Origin of the sequence: Aquamicrobium terrae (assembly GCF_040545735.1) — a bacterium.
GTDB lineage: Bacteria > Pseudomonadota > Alphaproteobacteria > Rhizobiales > Rhizobiaceae > Mesorhizobium > Mesorhizobium terrae_A.
In genome coordinates this window covers 1-19,688 of record NZ_JBEPML010000025.1, presented here as the reverse complement: position 1 = coordinate 19,688, position 19,688 = coordinate 1, and the positions used below count along the sequence as shown (strand labels likewise).

23 protein-coding genes and 1 pseudogene are annotated in these 19,688 nt (G+C 58.6%); 12 read left to right on the top strand and 12 right to left on the bottom strand.

Features of this window, described 5'->3' with window-relative positions; genetic code table 11:
- The first annotated feature begins 2 nt into the window (after window positions 1-2).
- Window positions 3-1,271, top strand: coding sequence for a c-type cytochrome (locus ABID37_RS23565; protein WP_354199316.1), 1,269 nt, complete (start codon window positions 3-5; stop codon window positions 1,269-1,271).
- Window positions 1,272-1,458: 187 nt separating this feature from the next.
- Here the strand turns inward: ABID37_RS23565 and ABID37_RS26270 are convergent.
- The 3 genes and pseudogenes from ABID37_RS26270 to ABID37_RS23550 form a co-directional block, all read right to left on the bottom strand.
- A pseudogene (locus ABID37_RS26270) lies at window positions 1,459-1,631 on the bottom strand (ISL3 family transposase); the annotation flags it as partial.
- Window positions 1,632-2,275: 644 nt separating this feature from the next.
- The gene (locus ABID37_RS23555; RefSeq protein WP_354199313.1) at window positions 2,276-2,824 is read right to left on the bottom strand and encodes a dihydrofolate reductase family protein; all 549 of its coding nucleotides are present in this window, start codon (window positions 2,822-2,824) and stop codon (window positions 2,276-2,278) included.
- A gap of 91 nt (window positions 2,825-2,915) precedes the next feature.
- Complete coding sequence (locus ABID37_RS23550) at window positions 2,916-3,341, bottom strand: hypothetical protein (protein ID WP_354199311.1); 426 nt, start codon at window positions 3,339-3,341, stop codon at window positions 2,916-2,918.
- Between the two features lie 97 nt (window positions 3,342-3,438).
- Between ABID37_RS23550 and ABID37_RS23545 the strand changes: the two genes are divergently transcribed.
- Window positions 3,439-4,026: a TetR/AcrR family transcriptional regulator gene (locus ABID37_RS23545; RefSeq protein ID WP_354199309.1), complete on the top strand. Its 588-nt coding sequence runs from the start codon at window positions 3,439-3,441 to the stop codon at window positions 4,024-4,026.
- Between the two features lie 209 nt (window positions 4,027-4,235).
- Window positions 4,236-4,514 carry a DUF982 domain-containing protein gene (locus ABID37_RS23540; protein ID WP_354199307.1) on the top strand — a complete coding sequence of 93 codons (279 nt, stop codon included), beginning with the start codon at window positions 4,236-4,238 and terminating at the stop codon, window positions 4,512-4,514.
- 6 nt (window positions 4,515-4,520) lie between these two features.
- On the opposite strand, the gene ABID37_RS23535 is transcribed toward ABID37_RS23540, so the two are convergent.
- The 4 genes from ABID37_RS23535 to ABID37_RS23520 all read right to left on the bottom strand — a co-directional run bounded on the left by ABID37_RS23535 (window position 4,521) and on the right by ABID37_RS23520 (window position 9,096).
- Window positions 4,521-4,916, bottom strand: coding sequence for a RidA family protein (locus tag ABID37_RS23535; RefSeq protein WP_354199305.1), 396 nt, complete (start codon window positions 4,914-4,916; stop codon window positions 4,521-4,523).
- Window positions 4,917-5,096: 180 nt separating this feature from the next.
- Window positions 5,097-6,611, bottom strand: a complete 1,515-nt coding sequence (locus ABID37_RS23530; protein ID WP_354199303.1) for a malonate--CoA ligase — start codon at window positions 6,609-6,611, stop codon at window positions 5,097-5,099.
- A 22-nt stretch (window positions 6,612-6,633) separates the two neighbouring features.
- Window positions 6,634-8,004 carry a malonyl-CoA decarboxylase gene (locus ABID37_RS23525; protein ID WP_354199302.1) on the bottom strand — a complete coding sequence of 457 codons (1,371 nt, stop codon included), beginning with the start codon at window positions 8,002-8,004 and terminating at the stop codon, window positions 6,634-6,636.
- A 120-nt stretch (window positions 8,005-8,124) separates the two neighbouring features.
- Window positions 8,125-9,096, bottom strand: coding sequence for an isocitrate lyase/PEP mutase family protein (locus ABID37_RS23520; RefSeq protein ID WP_354199300.1), 972 nt, complete (start codon window positions 9,094-9,096; stop codon window positions 8,125-8,127).
- A gap of 193 nt (window positions 9,097-9,289) precedes the next feature.
- On the opposite strand from ABID37_RS23520, the gene ABID37_RS23515 reads away from it, so the two are divergent.
- Genes ABID37_RS23515 through ABID37_RS23490 form a run of 6 tightly spaced genes read left to right on the top strand, consistent with a single transcriptional unit; the run spans window position 9,290 to window position 14,956 of the window.
- Entirely contained in the window at window positions 9,290-9,766 is a 477-nt protein-coding gene (locus ABID37_RS23515) for a tripartite tricarboxylate transporter TctB family protein (protein ID WP_354199298.1), read from the top strand.
- 9 nt (window positions 9,767-9,775) lie between these two features.
- Entirely contained in the window at window positions 9,776-11,281 is a 1,506-nt protein-coding gene (locus ABID37_RS23510) for a tripartite tricarboxylate transporter permease (RefSeq protein ID WP_354199296.1), read from the top strand.
- Window positions 11,282-11,295: 14 nt separating this feature from the next.
- Complete coding sequence (locus tag ABID37_RS23505; protein WP_354199294.1) at window positions 11,296-12,201, top strand: isocitrate lyase/PEP mutase family protein; 906 nt, start codon at window positions 11,296-11,298, stop codon at window positions 12,199-12,201.
- Window positions 12,202-12,222: 21 nt separating this feature from the next.
- The gene (locus ABID37_RS23500; RefSeq protein ID WP_354199292.1) at window positions 12,223-13,188 is read left to right on the top strand and encodes a Bug family tripartite tricarboxylate transporter substrate binding protein; all 966 of its coding nucleotides are present in this window, start codon (window positions 12,223-12,225) and stop codon (window positions 13,186-13,188) included.
- On the top strand, window positions 13,185-14,231 hold the full coding sequence (locus ABID37_RS23495; RefSeq protein WP_354199290.1) for an AbrB family transcriptional regulator: 1,047 nt from the start codon (window positions 13,185-13,187) through the stop codon (window positions 14,229-14,231). The genes ABID37_RS23500 and ABID37_RS23495 overlap by 4 nt, the downstream gene beginning before the upstream one ends.
- A 26-nt stretch (window positions 14,232-14,257) precedes the next feature.
- The gene (locus tag ABID37_RS23490) at window positions 14,258-14,956 is read left to right on the top strand and encodes a GntR family transcriptional regulator (protein WP_354199288.1); all 699 of its coding nucleotides are present in this window, start codon (window positions 14,258-14,260) and stop codon (window positions 14,954-14,956) included.
- Window positions 14,957-15,358: 402 nt separating this feature from the next.
- Here the strand turns inward: ABID37_RS23490 and ABID37_RS23485 are convergent, their stop codons facing one another.
- The 5 genes from ABID37_RS23485 to ABID37_RS23465 form a co-directional block, all read right to left on the bottom strand.
- Window positions 15,359-15,925: an outer membrane protein gene (locus ABID37_RS23485; protein WP_354199286.1), complete on the bottom strand. Its 567-nt coding sequence runs from the start codon at window positions 15,923-15,925 to the stop codon at window positions 15,359-15,361.
- 385 nt (window positions 15,926-16,310) lie between these two features.
- Window positions 16,311-16,775, bottom strand: a complete 465-nt coding sequence (locus ABID37_RS23480) for a Ros/MucR family transcriptional regulator (RefSeq protein WP_354199284.1) — start codon at window positions 16,773-16,775, stop codon at window positions 16,311-16,313.
- A gap of 336 nt (window positions 16,776-17,111) precedes the next feature.
- Window positions 17,112-17,375, bottom strand: coding sequence for a DUF1488 family protein (locus tag ABID37_RS23475; protein ID WP_354199282.1), 264 nt, complete (start codon window positions 17,373-17,375; stop codon window positions 17,112-17,114).
- 32 nt (window positions 17,376-17,407) lie between these two features.
- Entirely contained in the window at window positions 17,408-17,587 is a 180-nt protein-coding gene (locus ABID37_RS23470; protein ID WP_354199280.1) for a YheV family putative metal-binding protein, read from the bottom strand.
- A gap of 106 nt (window positions 17,588-17,693) precedes the next feature.
- Window positions 17,694-18,077 carry a hypothetical protein gene (locus ABID37_RS23465; RefSeq protein WP_354199278.1) on the bottom strand — a complete coding sequence of 128 codons (384 nt, stop codon included), beginning with the start codon at window positions 18,075-18,077 and terminating at the stop codon, window positions 17,694-17,696.
- A gap of 463 nt (window positions 18,078-18,540) precedes the next feature.
- On the opposite strand from ABID37_RS23465, the gene ABID37_RS23460 reads away from it, so the two are divergent.
- The 3 genes from ABID37_RS23460 to ABID37_RS23450 all read left to right on the top strand — a co-directional run bounded on the left by ABID37_RS23460 (window position 18,541) and on the right by ABID37_RS23450 (window position 19,550).
- On the top strand, window positions 18,541-18,750 hold the full coding sequence (locus ABID37_RS23460; RefSeq protein WP_354199276.1) for a cold-shock protein: 210 nt from the start codon (window positions 18,541-18,543) through the stop codon (window positions 18,748-18,750).
- A gap of 136 nt (window positions 18,751-18,886) precedes the next feature.
- Window positions 18,887-19,120, top strand: a complete 234-nt coding sequence (locus tag ABID37_RS23455; protein WP_435521630.1) for a hypothetical protein — start codon at window positions 18,887-18,889, stop codon at window positions 19,118-19,120.
- Window positions 19,121-19,307: 187 nt separating this feature from the next.
- The gene (locus ABID37_RS23450) at window positions 19,308-19,550 is read left to right on the top strand and encodes a hypothetical protein (RefSeq protein ID WP_354199274.1); all 243 of its coding nucleotides are present in this window, start codon (window positions 19,308-19,310) and stop codon (window positions 19,548-19,550) included.
- Window positions 19,551-19,688: the final 138 nt, after the last annotated feature.

Below are 19,688 nucleotides of genomic sequence, written 5' to 3'. Positions count from 1 at the left end.
GCGTGGCGACCGCAAACGAGGTCGACGCCGGCCGCGCCATCTTCGAAACGGGCGTCGGCGTCACCGCCAGGATCATGGGAATGGATCTTCCCGGCACGGGCTTCGCCTGTCGCCGGTGCCACGGGCTTGACGGGGCGGGTGGACGGGAAGGGGCGACTGTCATGCCAGCCATCGGCTGGGACAAGCTCGCAGCGCCTGTGGCCAGCCGGCCAGCCTACACACCGGAACTCTTTCGCAAGGCGCTGGAGACGGGCATTTCCCCATCTGGCAGAGCCCTGGATGCGGCAATGCCCCGTTATCGCCTCGATGGCGCACAGGCAGATGCCCTAATGGCCTATCTCATGGCGCTTCCCGCTATCGAACGCCGCGGTATCGAGGCGGATGCCGTCCATCTCGGCGTGCTTTCCACGCCGCGCTCGCAAGCGCTCGCCTCCGCTTATGCTGGCGCGCTTGAACAGGCGCTTGCCGAGCGCATACCAGCGCACGGCATCTTCGGCCGCACGGTCAAGGTGCGGCCGGTCGGGGTCGCGGCCGGCACGGACCTGAAGACTGCGGTGGAACGCAGCCCGGTCGTCGCCATGATCGGCCTTGCGCCGGCCGACTCCGGTCTCATCGCGGACCTGCTCGGCGACGGGATGCCGGTATTGTTCCCGTTTTTCCCACTCGCGGGCACCGAGGACCGGGATCTCGCACACGGCCTGATGGCCGACTGGCCGGCTGTGGCCGACGCAATCGCGCTCAGGATCAAGGCCGACGGCCGGAGCGATCTTATTCTCGCGGCGGGCGATGCCGGCGACGGGCGTCTGGCCGCGCTCGCCGCAGCGCTGACGAGGGCGGGGGTATCCTACCGGCTGGGGGATGATCTGTCGGTTGGCATGGCGAGCACCGTGCTGCTGCTGCCAAGACCCGGCGCCGCCGACGCATGGATTACGCGGCTGCGGCGCGATGCTGTCCTCTACGGCATGGCAGAGGATTTTGTCGCCTTGCGCGTCCGGCTCAATGGGGCCGGAATCCGTTACAGGCTGGCGGTGCAAGGCACCAGCGTCGCATCGATGGCAGCAACGGCGCAACTGGGCGCACTTGAAGCCCACGCCCTCATGGCGGCCGACCTCTTGCACGGGCTTCTCCTGTCGGCGGGCCGCGACCTGCGCCGTGCCACCTTGCTGGCAGGATTCCGCAACTTGCGCCGTCAAGCGGCCCCTAACCTCCTCCTTGACTATGCCACCCATCCGGGCAGCGGAACGGCGGCGGTGGAATTTATCGTGGAATAATTTGATGTAATCCGTTGCCCGGCGGCGATACAGTCAGCGGACAGCGGTCCCTCATGCCGACCAACCCCACTTGCGCCTAGTGCGGAGAGGATAGGCTGAATTCGTTGTTCTGACTATCTGACGTCATCTGTTCTTCCTGTTTTCATCAGAAATTCGGCTCTCACGCACACCTGCTGACATGCGGCTCCTACGATGTGCCGATCAGTCGTGCTTGCAGCAGATCGAGTTTTGCTCTCCCGTAGATCTGGCGTTTAATGAGCTTCAAGCGTGTGATCTGGCCATTTGACCACGGTGAGATGATTGCGTTTCTTACAGCGTCGAGGTCCTTTCCACGCCGCTGGCAAACGATCCGACCAGGCTATTCTGGGCAGCTTCCAGCTCCTCGTCGAGCCTTCGTGCTGTCTTCGAGCGGATCATGGACTGGAAGTCACCAATGGCCGTGCGGGCGACAACCACTTCAGGGACGTTCACATCGATTGCCGCCACCAGTATTGCTTCGGATTTTGCAAGCTCATCGCGTGCGGTGGTCATGAGCCGGGCGATGTTTCGTGCCGATGGTGTTCTGGCGAGCCCACTCTGATTGGCCTTTCCCGCAAGGCGTCGGCGTTGGGCCCATTGCGAGATGACGTCGCTCTAGCCTGAAAAACCTTCGCCTTGATCTCGCGCCAGAGTGCTAGGGCGTTCCGCGCCCCTTCCGCCCAGCGACTGTCGAGCCACGGCGCCATGGACGCCTGTTGGTCGTGAAAATCGACACTATCCAGCCTGATCTCACCTATGATCCTGCCGTGAACCTCGATTACCCAAGCATGACAATGATCAATCAGCCTTTGGACCCAACGAGCCGCACTGTCTCTTGTTGAGGCTTACCGTGCTTCGGCAAACATTTCGATTACTTCGGCATGATTACCTAAGGAAATTCGAGCTTCCACGTCATCGACGGAAGCCTGTCGCAGCTTAAGATATTTTCCTTCCAGTAAGCTCGTCATGGTTTCGCTCCAGGGGCATCATTCATCCCGTTTCGTGAAAAGGCGCAGAAGATGACCGCTTGAGAATGACGTGCTCGCGAGCATTTTCAGCTCCAGCGCCTTCGGCAGATCGAGGAATAAGGGTTTTCCGCCGCCATATGCGACGGGATTTGTGATGATCGCGAATTCGTCGATGAGATTGGCCCTCACGAGTGATTGAGCGAAGCTGGCGCCTCCCCACGCAATAATTTCGCCATCGTGCTTGCGTCGCAAAGACGCGACCTCGCTGGCCAAATCGCCACTCGCGATCGTGCTTTCTGACCAGTCGGCAACCTTTAGCGTCTTGGAGAAAACGACCTTCGGAATATCGTTCATCGGCGCGGCGTAAGGGTCTTTCGATGTTGGCCAGACCGTCTTCATTTCCTGATAGACGACCCGCCCCATGATATGTGTGCTTGCATGCGAAATCCGGTCGAGTTTCCAACGCTTCAACTCTGGAGGTTCCGGCATCGCGCCGACGGCCATGCCATCCGGCTTTACAACGTATCCGTCGAGCGATGCTGTCATGATCAACGTGACCTTTGACATTTGAACCTCCCTTTGGTGTCTGTAGTGACAAGACGAATGACAACCACGCTCTTCGACATAAGACTGGAATTTTGTCCGCGATGGTCTTTCCTCAACCTCGCGCCGCCCAGATGGTGATCAGCGCGATAGGGCCAAAGATGACCCACTGGATGAGGTCCCACGGATTGCCGAACCAGGCGAAGCTGAAGCCAAGGCAGAGCAGGGCGAGGGCAAGGTAGTGCCCGCCGATGAACCAGGCCAACGGCATACGCCAGGCCGGGCGATAGGCGGCGACCAGCATTCCGATGGCGCCGATCGCGGCCAGCAGTGCGATATCGTACCAGACGATGTCGAGCACCGCAGTGACTTCAGGGGGCAGGTCAGCAGCGTAAAGCGGCACCATCACCTCGGTGTTGCCACTGACGAAATGATAGACCACCGCCGATCCGCTCAGGGCAGCGCCCAGCAGCAGGCCATAGCGCCGCATCGGGGCGACTGACATGGGGGTTGGCGTGCCGATGTCCGTTCGGATGGCCATGATCTGCCCCTATTCAATACGGTGCCGTATGGTACGTGAATAGTTGCGCTGAGTCCATACTTGTGCGTATGGAAGTCGAAAATGACGCAGGAAACCCATGGCCAGACGCAATACGCTGCAGCCGAAAGACTGGATCATCGGGGCGACCCGCGCTTTGGCCGCGGGCGGAGTGGACGCGGTGTCGGTCGAAGGCATCGCCAAACAACTCGGTGCATCCAAGGGGTCGTTCTACTGGCATTTCGCCGACCGGCCGGCGCTACTTGAAGCGGTGTTCGATCTGTGGGAACGCGAAGGGACGGCCGATCTGATCGAGCGGGCCGAGGCCGTCGCTGACCCGGCCGAGGGCCTGCGAGTGCTGGCGAGAGATACCCTGGATGCCGAAACCAACGGTATCGATGTGGCGCGAACCGAAGCAGCGATCCGCGCCTGGGCCTCGCGCGACCCCGCTATAGGCAGACGCTTTGCCCGCATCGAGGACAACCGCACGGCGTTTCTTGCCCAGCAGATTCGTGCACTGGGTTATGACGAAGTAACGGCTCTGCGACTGAGCAAGGTGGTGCATCTGGCCGTGGTGGGGCTGTTTGCCGCCCGTGCATCGGGGTCAGCGCTGGCCGAGGACGAGACGCTGACCTTCATGGTTGAGTGGCTGATCGCCGATGCGCCGGGCAAGGGGCGTCGAAAGTAGCACTGCGATCGCATCGCATCATGAGCATGGTCGCCGCTGTCGTGGCCCATGCCGAGGCAATTCCCGCCAGATCGTCGGCCAGAGAACGGCTGGACGTGAGTGGAAGAACGAACCCGCTCGCGCAGGATGGGCGGCAATGTTGAAATCCCGACGATATGGCATGGCGGCTCCCCGTTGACTCCCTGCCGCTCTTTTCGTTGACTAGACTGATGAAAGACAAGCCCTTTCATAAACCAGTAGTCGTCTCCCCGCGCTTCGGACACCTCCGCCAGATTCGGACGGTTGCCGAAGCGGGCAGGGTGCTTTTGCACGAATGGCCGGAAGGCTTAAACCCGAAAAACAACCAGGCTGCCAAGATCATCATTGAAACCCTCCGGGGAAATCGGAAACCGTCCGAAGCGCGAAGAGCATTGATCGATGCGGCTCAGGCAGCCGGCATCCTGATCGACCATGACCAAAACGACGGCCATCAGATCGCGGCCGAGTAGCAGATCTCAGCCTCCAGAGTTGACGCAGTCCATTTCGATTTCGACCAGCCAATCAGGATCGATGAACCGGGAGACTTGCACGAACGTGCAGACGGGTCGGATCTCACTGAAGACTTCGCCGTGCGCACGGGCCGCTTCGCGCCACTGATCGATTTCTGTCAGCATGAGGCGGGTTCGGATTACTTGGTCCAAATGTCCGCCGGCCTCTGTGATGGCCTTAGCTGCAATCTCCAGACATAATTTCGTTTGGGCGTAGACATTTCCCTTGTGTTCGGCCTTGCCATCCGGTCCGATTGGTGCAGTTCCTGCCACTGCAATGTGAGGCCCAACTCTTACGGCACGGCTGAAGCCGATCTCCGGTTCAAGCGGCGATCCCGAAGAGACAAGTTTGCGCTGTTCCATCTTCCAACCTCCTTCCTACCTCTGTGCCGACCGCACGATCCCCGATGTAACATCCAGTTCCGCAACCCCTGTGTCGAGATCAGAGCAGTCGCGAACCATTTCAAGCTCTGCTCGTTTGATCAACTGCCCCGCCGAGATGGAGCATTCCGCGGGGTCGGCAGGCGCGGATGGGTCGTCGTTTCATCCACTGTAAAGCTCCGCAAATTGCTCGCGCAAAAGATTCTTCTGCACCTTACCCATGGTGTTGCGTGGAAGTTCATCGACGAACAGCACGCGTTTGGGCAGCTTGAACCGGGCCAGTCGTTCCTCCAGCGGGGCGATGATATCACTCTCTGTCAGGGCAGGACTGCCGGTAGGCACGACGACCGCAGTAACGGCTTCGCCAAAATACCCATGCGGAAGACCGATAATGGCGGATTCGACCACGCCGGGCAGCGCATCGATCTCGGACTCGATCTCCTTGGGATAGACGTTGTAGCCGCCGGTAATGATCAGGTCTTTGCCGCGGCCGACGATATGCAAATAGCCGCGCTCGTCGAATTTCCCCAGGTCACCCGTTATGAAAAAGCCGTTACCGCGCAACTCCGCCGCAGTCTTGTCCGGCATGCGCCAGTAACCATTGAAGACGTTCGGGCCGCGCACCTCGATCATGCCGATTTCCCCACTGTGCAGTTCAGTGCCGGTTTCCGGGTCAGTGATGATGATCTCGGTGCCCGGCAAGGGCATTCCCACGGTGCCTGCGATCCGCTCTCCATCATAGGGGTTCGAGGCATTCATGTTGGTCTCTGTCATGCCATAGCGTTCAAGGATCGCGTGACCGGTTCGGGCCTGCCACTCGCGATGCGTCTCCGCCAGAAGCGGCGCCGATCCGGAGATGAACAGCCGCATCCCCGACGTGGCTGCATCATTCAGCATGGTATGCTGCAGCAGCCGGACGTAGAAGGTCGGCACACCCATCAGCACAGTCGCGCGAGAAAACAGTTCCACAACCCTGTCCACGTCGAACCGGGGCAGAAAAATCATCGAGGCGCCGGAGAACAGGGTCACGTTGGTTGCGACGAAAAGGCCATGTGTGTGGAAAATCGGTAGCGCATGGATTAGAATATCCTGTTCGGAGTAGCGCCATGCTTCGCGCAGCACCTTGGCATTGGAAACCAGATTTGCGTGCGTCAGCATCGCGCCCTTTGACCGGCCTGTCGTCCCGGATGTGTAGAGCAGGGCTGCCAAATCGCTGCAGTCACGCGGTACCGTGTCAAATGCAACTGGTGCTGTGTTGGCGGCATCCATCAAGCTGCCACGTCCATCGGCATCCAGCGTGACAACCTTTGCCGCTGCCTGTCTGGCGGCGCCAGTCAGTTCCTTTTGCTTGGACGGATCACAAACGAAGACCCGCGGTTCGGCATCGCCAAGGAAATATGAAATTTCTGCCGGCGTATAGCCGCTATTCAGTGGCAGGAACACGCCGCCGGCCCGCACCGTGGCAAGATACAGGACGATCGCTTCAATCGATTTCTCGACCTGTGCCGCAACGCGATCGCCCGGTATGACGCCAAAACCGACAAGCGCATTGGCCATCTGTCCCACGCGATCGAACAGATTGGCATAGCTGATGCGTACGCCAGCAGGGGTCTCGATGGCGATCGCATTCGGATCGGCTACACCGCGTGAGAGAATGTAAAACAAGTTTGCGTTCATAAGAGTTGGTCCCGGGATGAAATCAGGAGCGTTTGCCGGCGGGCAGAGCGCGCTTCACACTGTCTGCGGCGGCAACGAGGCCGCGCTCGGCAAAACCTTCATGGTTCGTCTCGATTTGGCTGAGGTCGTAAAGATAGTTGACCATCAGACCGTGGGACTGTTTCAGGCCGTTGGCTGAAACGTCGCCCAGCAAGTTCAGCCGGTCCAGCCGCGCGCCATTTCCGAGGTGAAAGCGCGCGACCGGATCGACGATACGGCCCTTCCTGTCTCGCGCATGCAGGAAATAGGTTGCGGCGGCGGCCAGAAGAGGGCCGCGCAATGCATCGACGACAGCCGGATTTTTGTGCCAGCCGGGATTATCCAATTCGCAAAAGATTGCGCGCTGGGCGGTGTCGATCAGTTCCGATGCTTCGTCCTTGCGGTGTCGCTCGAGCCAGGCACCAAAAGTCGGGACTGGCGAAAGCGTGACGAAAGTCTTGACGTTGGGCAACTCGGCCTTGAGTTCCTCGACCACCTGCTTGATCAGGAAATTGCCGAAGGAAACCCCGGCGAGCCCTCGCTGGGTATTCGAGATGGAATAGAATACCGCGGTGTTGGCGTCTTCTGCGCTTATGGGGCGTCGTCCGACATCGAGCAACGTGGCCACGTCGCCGGGTATCTCCTTGGTCAGTGCAACCTCCACAAAGATCAGGGGCTCATCCCCCAGTTGTGGGTGGAAAAAACTGTAGCAACGACGATCGGTCGGTTGCAGGCGATTCTTCAGGTCGTCCCAATTCTGGATGGCATGCACGGCCTCATACCGGATGATCTTTTCCAGGATATTGGCAGGCGTTGTCCAATCTATACGGCGCAGCACCAAAAACCCTCTGTTGAACCACGAAGAGAACAGGTGCGCGAAATCCTGGTCAACGCTACGCAAGGCCGGGATATCGGTAAGGTGGCGACGCAATCTCTCGCGCATACGCACCAGCCCGGCAGTTCCGCCCGGCGCAAGATTTAATCTGCGAAGCAATTCCTGCCGAAGCGGCTCTGAAGCAGAATGGAGTGCTTCCATAGCCTGCATGTCCTCTGGATACTGAAGGAGCCTTTCCAGTGCGGCTTTCACGGCGCCGGGATCCGGTCCGAAACGGTTTGCAAGATTCTGCAAAAAGGCCAATCTTGTATCATCATCCGCAACCTCGAAGGCTGCCAGTAATTCTTGTGCAATGGCCACGCCTGACGCTTCACCTCTGCGTGACAACAAGGCGTCACCTAGTTCGCAAAGATCGGGTATCGTGGCCGCATCCACTTCGCCTCGTCTCCAGAGGCGGCGGCCGCGTGCAGCCAAAATGTCGAAAAGTTCACTGAGATAGGCCGGGCGCCTGGAGCGTAGGGCCGGATCGGATGTCACCATATGCGTCCTCCGTTAGCTGGTCGACTGTGATGTCACGCAGCAACAAGACAACTGTCGGCGCTGGCTATGGTTTCGGGCATTATCGCCATCCGCCGCGAGCCAATGGGCCAAAGAGACTTATCAGTTATTTCGAGGATCGTACTCACCGAGGGAGCTTTCATATTTCTCAAGCTGCTCCTGCGGCAGGAACTGTCTTTCGATCTCCAGAACTTCGGGAAAGCCCGTGAGTTCGAGATATGAGAAAGTTCCATGACGGGAATTCTTTTGCGTCTCCATGAAATCGTTGAAGGCGTCCGCGCCACGTTCGTGGCAATCGCGTAGGAAAGCGTCCATCATGAGCTGGGCAACTTTCGATATCGAGATGTTGTACGTCGCAGCTCCCAACGCGCCGTATTCGGTAGCGGAGAGGGGAGGGCGGATCGAGCTTGCGTTGACATAGATCGGTGTGCCGGGGAAAGCTTCAGTAACGCGACGCATTTCCTCGCGGTCCTGAAGCGCCATCACCATCAGCATATCCACCCCGCATGCAAGATAGGCTTCGCAACGGCGCAGTACTTCCTCCATGCCTCCTCCGACCGCAGCGCGGGCGTCTGTTCGCGCAATCACAACGACGTCCGGGTCGAGCATGTCACGACGAGCCAAAGCGGCACGGTATTTGGCGATGGCATCGGGAACGGGAACCACCTCCACTCCCTTGGTAAAGCCGCATCGCTTGGGAAAAGTCTGGTCTTCGAGAAAGAAGCCGGCAACACCTGCCGTGATGTAATCATGTACGGCGCGCGTGGTATTTACAGGATTGCCAAAGCCTGTCTCGAGATCAGCGATGACAGGGATCGATACGGCCTGGCAGATGCGTCGGATGTTGTCGACAGCCTCCGTTAGGGTCATAAGCCCGGCATCCGGTAGGCCCATGATGTACGCTGCTGCCTGCGATCCTGAATGGAAAAACAGGCGGAAACCGGCGTTTTCGGCCAGTTGGGCATGATGAGGGGTCGCGCCCGAGATGCCAACGAGCGGCTTTGCGTCTTCGTGCAACTGTCGGCGCAACTCGGTGCTCATCCGGCCACTGATGACAGACTTCCTCAGGTGCATGAGTCCCTCCCTCGTTTGCCGCATTAGTTCCGCTAGAAAACAAATATTGTCAACATGTTTTGGGAGATGCGAGTGAATTACGACCAAAAAGCACAAAAGATAATAAGATATGTTGACAATCTGTGGATGCCTGTGAGATTGCATATTCACGTCGCAATGCGGTTCTTGCCACCTGCGGCTTGGGAGGATTGCAATGATATTTCTGCGTCGCCCGGGATTTTCCCTGGGTGTGTTCGGAGTGCTTGCCGGAAGCGCGATTTATCTGGGGGCCACCCGGATCCCCTTCGGGTTCGGCTATGACGCGGTGGGACCAGCCACCCTGCCCAAGATCATCGCATCGGGAATGATTCTCGCAGGCGGTTTGTGCCTGATGGAGCTAAAGCGCCCGCTCGACGAGGATGAACCCATTATTTTTGGGCGGCTCCTCCCAGTTGTGACCATTTCCGTGGCTCTGCTGGCTGCCGCCGCTTTCATGGAAACGGTTGGCTGGATTCCGATGGCGGCATTGGTGTTCGCTGCGGGAGCGAGCGCATTCGGCAGCCGTTCTTATATGCGCGACACGCTTCTGGGACTTGCCGCTTCTCTTGTGGTGCTGCTTGTCTTTTCCTACGGGCTTGGTATCCGCTTGCCGCTTGGCCTTCTCGCCCCCGTCATGAGCCTGTTCAACTAGGAGGCCGCGATGGAGACCTTTCTCTCGCTGCTCAGCGGCTTTTCTGTCGCCTTCACCCTTCAGAATCTGGGCTGGTCGATGATCGGCGTGACGCTTGGAACGATGATCGGCGTATTGCCGGGTCTCGGCCCGGCAGCGACTGTAGCCCTGTTGATGCCGCTGACGGTGGGGTTGGAGCCGGTATCGGCGTTCATCATGTTCGCGGGCATCTACTATGGCGCGCAATATGGCGGTTCCACAGCTTCGATCCTGCTGAATACGCCCGGAGAAGCGGGCGCCATGATGACCGCCATTGAAGGCAACGCCATGGCGCGGAACGGTCGTGGCGCGCAGGCGCTGGCGACCGCCGCCATCGGCTCCTTCGTGGCGGGGACGATCGCCACCGTTGGCCTGACCTTTACCGCTCCACTGCTGGTGGACCTGTCGCTGAAGTTGACGGCGCCTGACTATTTCTCGCTGATGGTGCTTTCACTCGCTTCGGTAACAGCGCTGCTGGGGCGCTCGGTCGGCACGGGACTCCTGGCGCTGTTCTTCGGCCTGTTCCTCGGCACCATCGGGCTTGATCCACAGACAGGGCAGGGACGGTTCACGTTCGGCATCGTCGAACTGCTGGATGGCATCGACACGGTTGTCGTGGCGGTCGGGCTCTTCGCGGTCGGCGAGACGCTGTTCACGGTCGCGAATCTGGACGGTGCGCGGGAGAAGATCCATGCCATCAAGGGATCGATCCGCCTGAGCCGCGCCGATTGGGCAAGATCGTGGAAACCCTGGCTGCGTGGCACCGCGATCGGTTTTCCCATCGGGGCGATCCCGGCTGGAGGCAGCGAGTTGCCGACCATTCTGTCCTACACGCTGGAGAAGAAGCTTTCGAAGCATAAGGACGAATTCGGCAGCGGTGCGATTGAAGGCGTGGCGGGTCCCGAGGCCGCCAATAACGCCTCGGCCGCGGGTGCGCTTGCGCCGCTGCTCGCCCTTGGGCTTCCCACTTCGACCACTGCCGCCGTCCTTCTGGCCGCGTTCCAGCAATATGGCCTGCGCCCCGGCCCCATGCTTTTCGACACTAATCCCAATCTAGTCTGGGGGCTGATCGCCAGCTTGTATATCGGCAATGTGCTGCTGCTGATCCTGAACCTGCCGATGGTCGGCGTCTGGGTTCGGCTTCTGATGATTCCAAAGCCCTGGCTTTATGGCGGCATCCTGATGCTCGCGACACTAGGAACCTATACCCTGAACGGCAACGCCTTCGATGTTGTGCTCATGTGGGTCTTGGGCTTCGTCGGTTACCTCATGCGGGTTATGAACGTTCCGATTGTTCCGGTGATCCTGGGTCTGATTCTGGGACCTCTGCTCGAACAGCAGATGCGCCGCTCCCTCGCAATAGGGCAAGGGGACTGGACCGTCTTCGTCACGCATCCGATCTCGGCTCTCCTGCTGGTACTCGCTGCCGTGATTGTGCTGATGCCGATCATCCGTCACCTGCGAGGCGCACGCCGGATCCCGCAACACCAATCCTGACCACGGAAAATTTCATGTCGAGACGCAAGCAGTATCGCGCCCTTATCGAACAGAGAGCCGGACACATCCTACCCGGGGTATATGACGCCTTGTCGGCGCGCATCGCGGAGGATCAGGGATACGGTATGATCGGCGGCGGAGGCTTTGCCACGATCGGTTCATTGCTGGGTGGCCCGGATATCGGCCAATCGAATATGCGGGATTATGCCGAGCATTATGGTCGTATCTGCGCCGCCGTGAATGTACCTGTTTCTGTCGACGCCGATACCGGTTTTGGCGATGTCCATAACGTTATCGAGATGGTGCGCGCCTTCGAGGCCGCGGGGGTCTCGGGGATCATGATCAGCGACCAGACCTTTCCCAACCGTTGTGGCTATCTACCCGGAAAGGCGGTCGTTCCGATCGAAGAAATGCTTGCCAAGCTGAAGGCCGCCCTTGCAGCTCGGCGCGATCCTGATCTCGTCATTATCGCCCGTACCGACGTCTACGCCGGTCACGGTCTCGAGGAAGCCTTGTACCGCTGCCGCCTCTTCATGGAAGCCGGCGCAGACATGGCCAAGCCGCAAGGCGTGGATCGGCCCGGGGAAATTCGCCGTGTCATGGCCGAGGTCCCAGGGCCTTTCGCAGCCACCCTGTCGCAGGCCGCGCGCACGCGCTTCACAGATATTTCGGACCTGCGGGCATTGGGGGTTGCGACCATCAGCCTGCCTTCGATTGCTCTCTTCGCGGCTGCTCGCGGGGTTCGTGATGTGCTCGAGCGGCTGGCGCAGGCCCAGTCCGTAACCGCCATCGAAGCGGATGTAATCGGATTGGACGAATACAACCATATCGTCGGTCTTGAGCGCCGACTCGCCGAAGAGGCGGCCTGGCGGGATGAAGCGCGCCGAATGCTTAACAAGCATCCGGCAACAGCACAGTAGACTTAGGCAATGGAGGAAAAAATGTTTGCCAAACGTATTGCAGGTGCCTTGTTCGCCGGTTGTCTGACCCTTTCACCTATTCTCGCAAAGGCCCAGAACATGCAAAATCTGGGCATTACGGTGCCAGGCGGGCCGGGCAGCGGTCTCGACCAGGTGGCACGTGCCATGGAGGACGCACTGCGCAAGGAAGGACTGGTGTCTTCCGTTTCGATTACGAATGTGCCGGGCGGTGGCGGCATGATCGCACTGTCGCAGTTCATTACGACAAAGGGTGACGACGCGTCCGCCGTGGTGGTGCAGGGTGCCGGAACTGTCTTCTTTCCCCTCACCAACGCGACACAGGTCTCCCTCGCGGATGTTCGCCCTCTCGCGCGGCTTGCAGGAGAATACGAAGTCATCGCCGTGCGCACCGACTCGAACATAGCCGACTTTGGCCAGCTCATGGAAAAGTTCAAGGCTGATCCCGGCAGCATCGCCTGGGGCGGCGGCTCTCCGGGCTCTACCGAGAACATATTCTTTGCGCGACTCGGTAAGATCGCCGGGCTGGAGCCCCGGCAGGTGAATTTCATCCCGCATCCCAACACCGGTGAAGTGGTTGTCTCTGCGCTGAACGGGCAGGTGACGGTGGTCGGGGGCGGATTGCAGGATTTCCTGACCCAGGTCGAAAGCGGCAAGATGCGCGTGCTGGCCGTAGCCTCGCCGGAACGGCTCCCGGGTCTGGATGCTCCGACACTGAAGGAACTCGGCTACGATCTGGTGTTCGCGAACTGGCGCGGTGTTTCGGTGCACAAGAAACTGCCCGAGGCAGATGCAAAGACCATCGCCGATCATATGCAGGCGCTGGTCAAGTCACCGCGCTGGCATGAAATTCTGAAGGAGCGCGGATGGCTGGATCTGTATCTTCCCGAGGCAGAGTATCAGACCTTCATCGCTGACGAGACCGAAAGCGCCATGGAGATTCTCACCGATCTGGGCATCGCCAAGTGAAATTTGCAGGCGCGGTCAACAGGCAAATTTTCAGCCATACATTGTTGATCCTGCTTTTTGCGGCAGCAGGCGGAATGATTTTTCGCCTGCTGCATTTTCCGTTGCCATGGACGCTGGGCTCGATGACCGTTGCGGCCATCATCGCGCTCAGAAATTCAACGCTTGTCGTGCCCCCGGTCTTTCGGGATGGCGCCCGTCCTGTAATCGGGGTGATGGCTGGTAGCGCTTTCACACCGGTGGTCTTGGGGCAGATCGCCACATGGTGGCCTGTCTTCGTCCTGCTCATCTTGTTCTTTCTGAGCGTATCGGCGCTCGGTGGCATGTTCTTCCGAAAATTCGGATTTGACGGACGTACCGCCCTCTTCGCAGCTAGCCCCGGTGGCCTTGGAGAGATGGCAATCCTTGGCCAGCAGTTTGGAGCCGATGTTCGCAAGCTGGTTCTCGTCCACTCGGTCCGTATCATACTGGTCGTCACGCTGGTCCCTTTCGCGCTGCGTGCCATGACAGGCCTGAATGGAACCGGTGCCTCGACGATCGGTCATGCGACCGGCAGCATAATTGACTGGATGCTGCTGATGGCGTGCGTCGTCCTTGGCTACCTGATTGGACGTCATGCGCGATCCTATGGTGGCCTGATGTTGGTGCCGATGCTGCTGAGCGCAATTTTGCACGGAAGCGGAGTGACCTCCGCCGAAATTCCTTATGCCATCATCGCTGCCATGCAGGTCATCATCGGATGCATTACCGGAGCGCGTTTTGCAGGTGTGCGCTTCGGAGAGGTCTGGAAAACACTTCTTATCGGTTTTGCATGGTCTATGATCCTGATTGCTCTTTCCCTCGTGCTGGCCTTCAGTACGGCGCAGTTTGTGGACATGACGCCAGTAGCGCTTTTTTTGTCCTTTGCCCCCGGGGGATTTGCAGAGATGAGTGTGATTGCCTATGCTGCAGGAATCGAGGTTGCCTTCGTCGTTACCTGTCACGCATTTCGCACGATCTACGTCATACTGGTGTCGCCGATTTTGTGTCGAAAGCTTTTGCGGTGATATGAGGCCAATCGACCAAGGAAGCCATGATACATCAGGAAACGAAAACCTCCTCGCCAGAAGTTTCCGGAGTTGCTCGCGGCACTCTTGCCGAGCAATTGTTCGATCAATTGACGGAAGCCATCCTGCAGGGCGAGATTCCCTTAGGGTCAAAACTTAGCGAACCACTGCTGGCCCAGAAATATAATGTCAGTCGTGGACCGTTGCGCGAAGCCTTGCATCGTCTTCAGGAGCGCCGCTTGATTACACGTTCGGCCAACCACGGCGCGCGCGTTATCGAAGCCACGCCGGAGCGGCTCAACGAACTCTTCGAAGTGCGGGAGATGCTGGAAGGGCTGGCGGCCCGCTCGGCAGCAGTGAACATGACTGGTAGCGAACGCGAAGCGCTGCGCACCATCGTCGAAAATCAGGAAGCGCAGCTTGCAGGATTGCAACCCGAAGTTCACACGGCGCTTGGCGCGGCCGACCGGGATTTTCACTTTCAGATCGCACAGGCCAGCCGCAATCCGCTCCTGATTGGCCTCCTGTGCGCCGAATTATATCCGCTGCTGCGCCTTTACCGTAGCAGAAACGACAACATCGCCCTGCGCGAGCGAAGTGCCGTAGAGCATCGGAGGATTTACGATGCAATCATCGACAAGGATCCGGACGTCGCGGAAATGATGATGCGCCGCCATATTGCAAGCGCCAGAGCGCGTCGTATCGAGGCACTGCGGTACGGATAAGCCATAGAGTTTCCGACAGACTCTGCAGCGGTTCGAACATTGGCAACGCTTAAACAGCATAATTGGGTTGTCAGTCGAATGGCGGTTTATCGTCAAACTCTGCCGAAACCGGGCCGATCAGAAACAACCCCATCACAGACATGGCTCAACTGCGTCTCTGACTGCGAGTGCGTTTGCCTGGTCGCATATCGGTAGTCAAACCTCCCATATTGTGGTGGAAAGGGGAGGGGAACATAAAATCAAAGTTGCGGCGCCGGGCCTGCACGCTGCGGAGAAAGCTGCCGGCTGAAGGCGAGGGCATTTGCGAACCCGGATGTTTCCATCCGGTCGTAGTATGCCCCGACTTGAAACGGAAAGGCCCCGGACGAGCCGGAGCCGCCGTTTTTCAGAGCAGCTTGCAGATCAGAATTTATAGCTGATCCCGACGCGTACGGCATGCGTATCGAGGTCGGTCGTCATGTCGACGTCGGAATAGTCCGGGTTGAGGCCACCCGTGACGGAGCCGAAATCTGAATAACGATATTCAAGCCGGGCAGTCAGGTTGGAGGTGAAGGCATGCTCGACGCCTGCGCCGATCGTCCAGCCGGTGCGCGTGTCGCTGTAGCCATTGCCCTGATCCCCAGCGGGACCTCCCCAGTAGTCGACATCCGCGAAGGCCACGCCGCCGGTTGCGTAGAGCAGGGTACGGTCCATCGCGTAGCCCAGGCGCGCGCGAACCGAGCCCCGCCAGTTGATTTCGGTCGCGCCTGAAGATGTGCCATCCGTCCAGTCTTCATACGCGCCGTCGATATCGCTGTATTCGATATCGGCTTCGACGCCGAGCACCAGTTGGTTGATCTGATGATTGTATCCGACATGCACACCGCCGAGGAATCCATCCGGGCTGGAGTCCCCGTAAGGAACAGGAGCAGGAGTGCCGGTAACGCCGTCGGCGAAACTATGATCGGCGCTGCCCCAGGCATACCCCAACTAAACGCCGATATACGCCCCTGTCCAACTGAAACCGGCGGGTGCTGCGAGGGGCGCCTCAGCGATCGGAGACGTTTCGACTATATCGGCAGCGAAGGCGGGGAAGGCCGCAGAAGCCATCAGCCCGGCGATAAGCAGTTTGCGCATGTATCACCATGTATATTTCATTCCTGTTCCTGCATATACAATCGTCATGCCTTGCAAAACCTGCAGGGTGCTAAATCATGCGTTGGGCGACCATGGTGTGATAATTAAGCAACTCTGAGAGCCTCGCCTGATTGCGGGGCTATGCCGGAGCGAAGGACATCTACCTGCGCTCGGCAGTGTTGCCGAACCTTCGTCGCGGCGGGTTTCTTTCTCCGCTATCGAGTTCGGCTCGGGAGCTTCAGGCAGTTGCCTTTGTCCGGCTGCGCTTGGCAGGGGCGGGCTTCTCTGCTTTCTTAGGCTTGCGGCCAAGGCCCATGGTCTTGGCCAGTGCCGAGCGGGCAGCGGCGTAGTTCGGAGCAACCATCGGATAGTCAGTGGGCAGACCCCATTTTGCCCGGTACTCCTCCGGCGTCAGCCCGTAATGCGTGCTCAGATGACGTTTCAGCGACTTGAACTGCTTTCCGTCCTCGAGGCAGACGATGTAGTCCGGTGTGACTGACTTTTTGACCGGCACGGCAGGCTTGGGTGGTTCAGGTGCTTCTTCAACCGTTCCATTGATCCGGCTCTTTAGCGCCGTATGGACCTGATCGATCAGGGTAGGGAGATCGGCGACCGGAACCGGATTGTTCGAGACATAGGCCGACACAACGTCGGCGGTTAGCTCGATGAGATTGTCCGGTTGGTTTTGATTGTTCTGGGACATGAAGGCTCCATGGAATTGATCCGACCTACGAGGTCCGGTCTCTATACATAGAGATACGTGAAAGCAAAAGTCTCATAATCAGCCTAGCATCGGCAGGTCTGCACTTTTGTCGATGACAACGCAATCCGCCGTTTGTGCGCACATTGATGCGTTTGTCCTTGGCATAGCCTTGCGCCGCAACCGCCACCAAGTCATCCCCGGCGCGGATGGGCCGCGCCTATCAGCTCCCACAGCGACAATCCCGCCCTGATCGCGATCTCCGAATCGTGGCTTGTCGGGGCGCAGGTTCGTGACCTCGTGCACGATGTGCAGCCCGTGGCCTGGAATGCTCTTGGTTCATCTGCAATCCTCGGCCGCAATCCGATACGAGGTCTGCCGGCTGGCGGAATATATGCGGCGTGCGATCTCGAAGATGGACGATCGTGCCGCATCGAAGGCGGCCAGGGCGGAAGCTTCCGGCTGTGACAGGAAGCCCAGCTCTTCCAATGCCTCGACTTCGATCAGGAACGGGACAGAAACCATTCCATCGTAGCCCATGAAGCGCACACCGCGATTGGCCTCATCAAAGCTGCGGCTTCGATTCGGAAACTCAAGTCCCAAAAGATGGCTCCTCGCAGCTGGTGTCTGGGCAGCTAATGTCTGGAATGAGGGCTGCGGGAATTGCGGCTTTCAGTATCGATGATGAAACCGCAGTTCACACACTCCAGTTGAACATGTTTCCGGACCCAGGCGACGCGCTTCTTCTCTTCATGCCCGCATGCGGGACAGATCACGCCGATCTCGGCATTCTCGGACGGATTGTCCTTTCCCATCCAGATATCTCCGCAGTCTTTCGGGAGGCCAGGCATTTGCTTGTTCAGCCGCTGCGTTCCCGGCGCTCTCCTGTTCGGACCGGTGCACGATCCTCCGGCTGGTTATTCAGACCAGCCGGTTGCGTTCCTTGATTTCGAGGGCACGGCGTCGGGTGCCCACCGTGTCGTTGACGATACGCCGACGGGCTTCCTTGCGTTCCTTCCCGCTTTCCGGTTTCCGGCGAGGCTGCTTGCCCCCGGCAATGTCGGGTTCAAGCGAAGCGGGAATGACAGGAGCGTCGATTTCAAAGCCTCTGGTACCCGCCTCCCGAAGAAGGGCACGTTGCAAGTCGCAGTCGCTGACACCGAGGTCTGGAGACATGCTGCGAATGGCTTCCAGCGCCTGATGGCTCGCAAAGGGACGGGCTTCCGTTTGGCAGGCTTTCAGGAAAGTCTCGATTGCGACCCTCACGTCGCGGGGCAGGGCAGTTGGCAAATGAATGCTGGTCATTGGGTCCTCCTTCCAGAAGGCGGGATAAGGAGCCTTCGAATGAAGGCTTCAAACTCGCGTTCATCCGTCTATGGCGACAGCAGATAATGTAGGTCGGTTCCAGCCCGGCGGATCACTCGCCTATACGAGACATAGCCGGAGCCGGTTCCTTGCGCATGAACGGATCGTGCTTCTTGTAGCGCGAGAGCTTATACGTTTGCAGAATATTTACAATCGGACGCCCGATGAAATACGTCTCAGCGAGACTGTGATCGTTGAAAAATATCGAGAAGCCAGATTGTTTTCGGAAAGCCTTGCAACGAACACAATTAGAAGATAGGTATTTGTCCATCGATCTTGCTGACGAACTTTGTTTCCGCGCTTCGGCGTTCTGACGATCTTCTCCTCTCAATTTCGAAAAGACTATGGCGTTTGGCGGTCAGCCAGACGACGACAATCTATGCCGATTTGAAAGGAAATCGCCATGAACACCGGTACAGTCAAATGGTTCAACTCCACCAAGGGTTTCGGTTTCATCCAGCCTGATAATGGCGGAGCCGATGCGTTCGTCCATATCTCTGCCGTGGAACGTGCGGGAATGCGCGAACTCGTCGAAGGCCAGAAGATTGGCTTCGAACTGGAGCGCGACAGGAAGTCCGGCAAAATGTCGGCTTGCAACCTTCAGGCTGCCTGACGGGATATCGCCTCTGGTCCTTGACCACGGATGTACTGGCACTGGCCATTGAGGCGAAGCGGAGAAGGTCGGGAATTTCCCGGCCTTTTTCATTTGTGCACCCGGCCTTTTTTCGTTTGTGCAAAGGAGTAGCGAAATGGACCACGACGCAGTCAATGCTGTTTTTGTACCGAAGCTCACCCGCATGGAAACCAAGGCGGGCATATCGGCCCGCATCGCCCGCGAGATCATGGACACGGAAGTCGCGCGGCGAAACGCCAAGACGGCGCGCCTGAAGGCAGCGCGTCTCGAAAGAGAGGCAGAAAACGCGGCGAATGGGACGACTTCTGCTGCTCTGCCGAAGTGGAAGGAAACTCTTCGGAAGTCTTAAACCGGGGAAGCAAAAAGCTGCAGTCCTGGCGTCGATGGTCGCAGTTTCCCGATTATCCTCGCTCCACCCACCGAGTGTGGTAGTTTGACTGATCGGCAGTTTATTGAGGGCAGGAATACCCTATCTGTGTTTTTGCAGAGCATCAGGTTTTGGGCTGCCAACTGAAACGAACGATCTCGGAGCATTGATGAGCAACGTTGTTACCCTGCATGGCGATAAGCGCTGGAAGGCAGTTATCGAGTATCGCACCGATGAAGGCCCGAAATCTGTCGAGCATTATTTCGAGGAGATATCGGATCTCCACCTCATCATCGAACACGGACCGGACTGGAATGTCCTGATCCGCTGCACGGTCACTCTAAACCGCTCTGACGATGGCGAAGAACAAAACAGCGTCGAGAAAGCGCTGCGTGATGAGCGTATCAATTAACGAACTCTCCTGCCTTGTGCATCCGGCTGGATGAACCCAATACCTAAGTGTCTGAATCATAAAGATCGGCATGTTTTCAATGTCTTGCCAGTCTGCGCGTGAGCATGCGGATATTGGCGATGAGGACCCATGCCTCGG

Excerpts from the sequence above, each read along its gene's own strand:
- ABID37_RS23555 (WP_354199313.1), bottom strand. The coding sequence starts at position 2,824 with ATGTCAAAGGTCACGTTGATCATGACAGCATCGCTCGACGGATACGTT.
- ABID37_RS23550 (WP_354199311.1), bottom strand. The coding sequence starts at position 3,341 with ATGGCCATCCGAACGGACATCGGCACGCCAACCCCCATGTCAGTCGCC.
- ABID37_RS23545 (WP_354199309.1), top strand. The coding sequence starts at position 3,439 with ATGGCCAGACGCAATACGCTGCAGCCGAAAGACTGGATCATCGGGGCG.
- ABID37_RS23540 (WP_354199307.1), top strand. The coding sequence starts at position 4,236 with ATGAAAGACAAGCCCTTTCATAAACCAGTAGTCGTCTCCCCGCGCTTC.
- ABID37_RS23535 (WP_354199305.1), bottom strand. The coding sequence starts at position 4,916 with ATGGAACAGCGCAAACTTGTCTCTTCGGGATCGCCGCTTGAACCGGAG.
- ABID37_RS23530 (WP_354199303.1), bottom strand. The coding sequence starts at position 6,611 with ATGAACGCAAACTTGTTTTACATTCTCTCACGCGGTGTAGCCGATCCG.
- ABID37_RS23525 (WP_354199302.1), bottom strand. The coding sequence starts at position 8,004 with ATGGTGACATCCGATCCGGCCCTACGCTCCAGGCGCCCGGCCTATCTC.
- ABID37_RS23520 (WP_354199300.1), bottom strand. The coding sequence starts at position 9,096 with ATGCACCTGAGGAAGTCTGTCATCAGTGGCCGGATGAGCACCGAGTTG.
- ABID37_RS23515 (WP_354199298.1), top strand. The coding sequence starts at position 9,290 with ATGATATTTCTGCGTCGCCCGGGATTTTCCCTGGGTGTGTTCGGAGTG.
- ABID37_RS23510 (WP_354199296.1), top strand. The coding sequence starts at position 9,776 with ATGGAGACCTTTCTCTCGCTGCTCAGCGGCTTTTCTGTCGCCTTCACC.
- ABID37_RS23505 (WP_354199294.1), top strand. The coding sequence starts at position 11,296 with ATGTCGAGACGCAAGCAGTATCGCGCCCTTATCGAACAGAGAGCCGGA.
- ABID37_RS23500 (WP_354199292.1), top strand. The coding sequence starts at position 12,223 with ATGTTTGCCAAACGTATTGCAGGTGCCTTGTTCGCCGGTTGTCTGACC.
- ABID37_RS23490 (WP_354199288.1), top strand. The coding sequence starts at position 14,258 with ATGATACATCAGGAAACGAAAACCTCCTCGCCAGAAGTTTCCGGAGTT.
- ABID37_RS23480 (WP_354199284.1), bottom strand. The coding sequence starts at position 16,775 with ATGTCCCAGAACAATCAAAACCAACCGGACAATCTCATCGAGCTAACC.
- ABID37_RS23470 (WP_354199280.1), bottom strand. The coding sequence starts at position 17,587 with ATGGGAAAGGACAATCCGTCCGAGAATGCCGAGATCGGCGTGATCTGT.
- ABID37_RS23465 (WP_354199278.1), bottom strand. The coding sequence starts at position 18,077 with ATGACCAGCATTCATTTGCCAACTGCCCTGCCCCGCGACGTGAGGGTC.
- ABID37_RS23460 (WP_354199276.1), top strand. The coding sequence starts at position 18,541 with ATGAACACCGGTACAGTCAAATGGTTCAACTCCACCAAGGGTTTCGGT.
- ABID37_RS23455 (WP_435521630.1), top strand. The coding sequence starts at position 18,887 with ATGGACCACGACGCAGTCAATGCTGTTTTTGTACCGAAGCTCACCCGC.
- ABID37_RS23450 (WP_354199274.1), top strand. The coding sequence starts at position 19,308 with ATGAGCAACGTTGTTACCCTGCATGGCGATAAGCGCTGGAAGGCAGTT.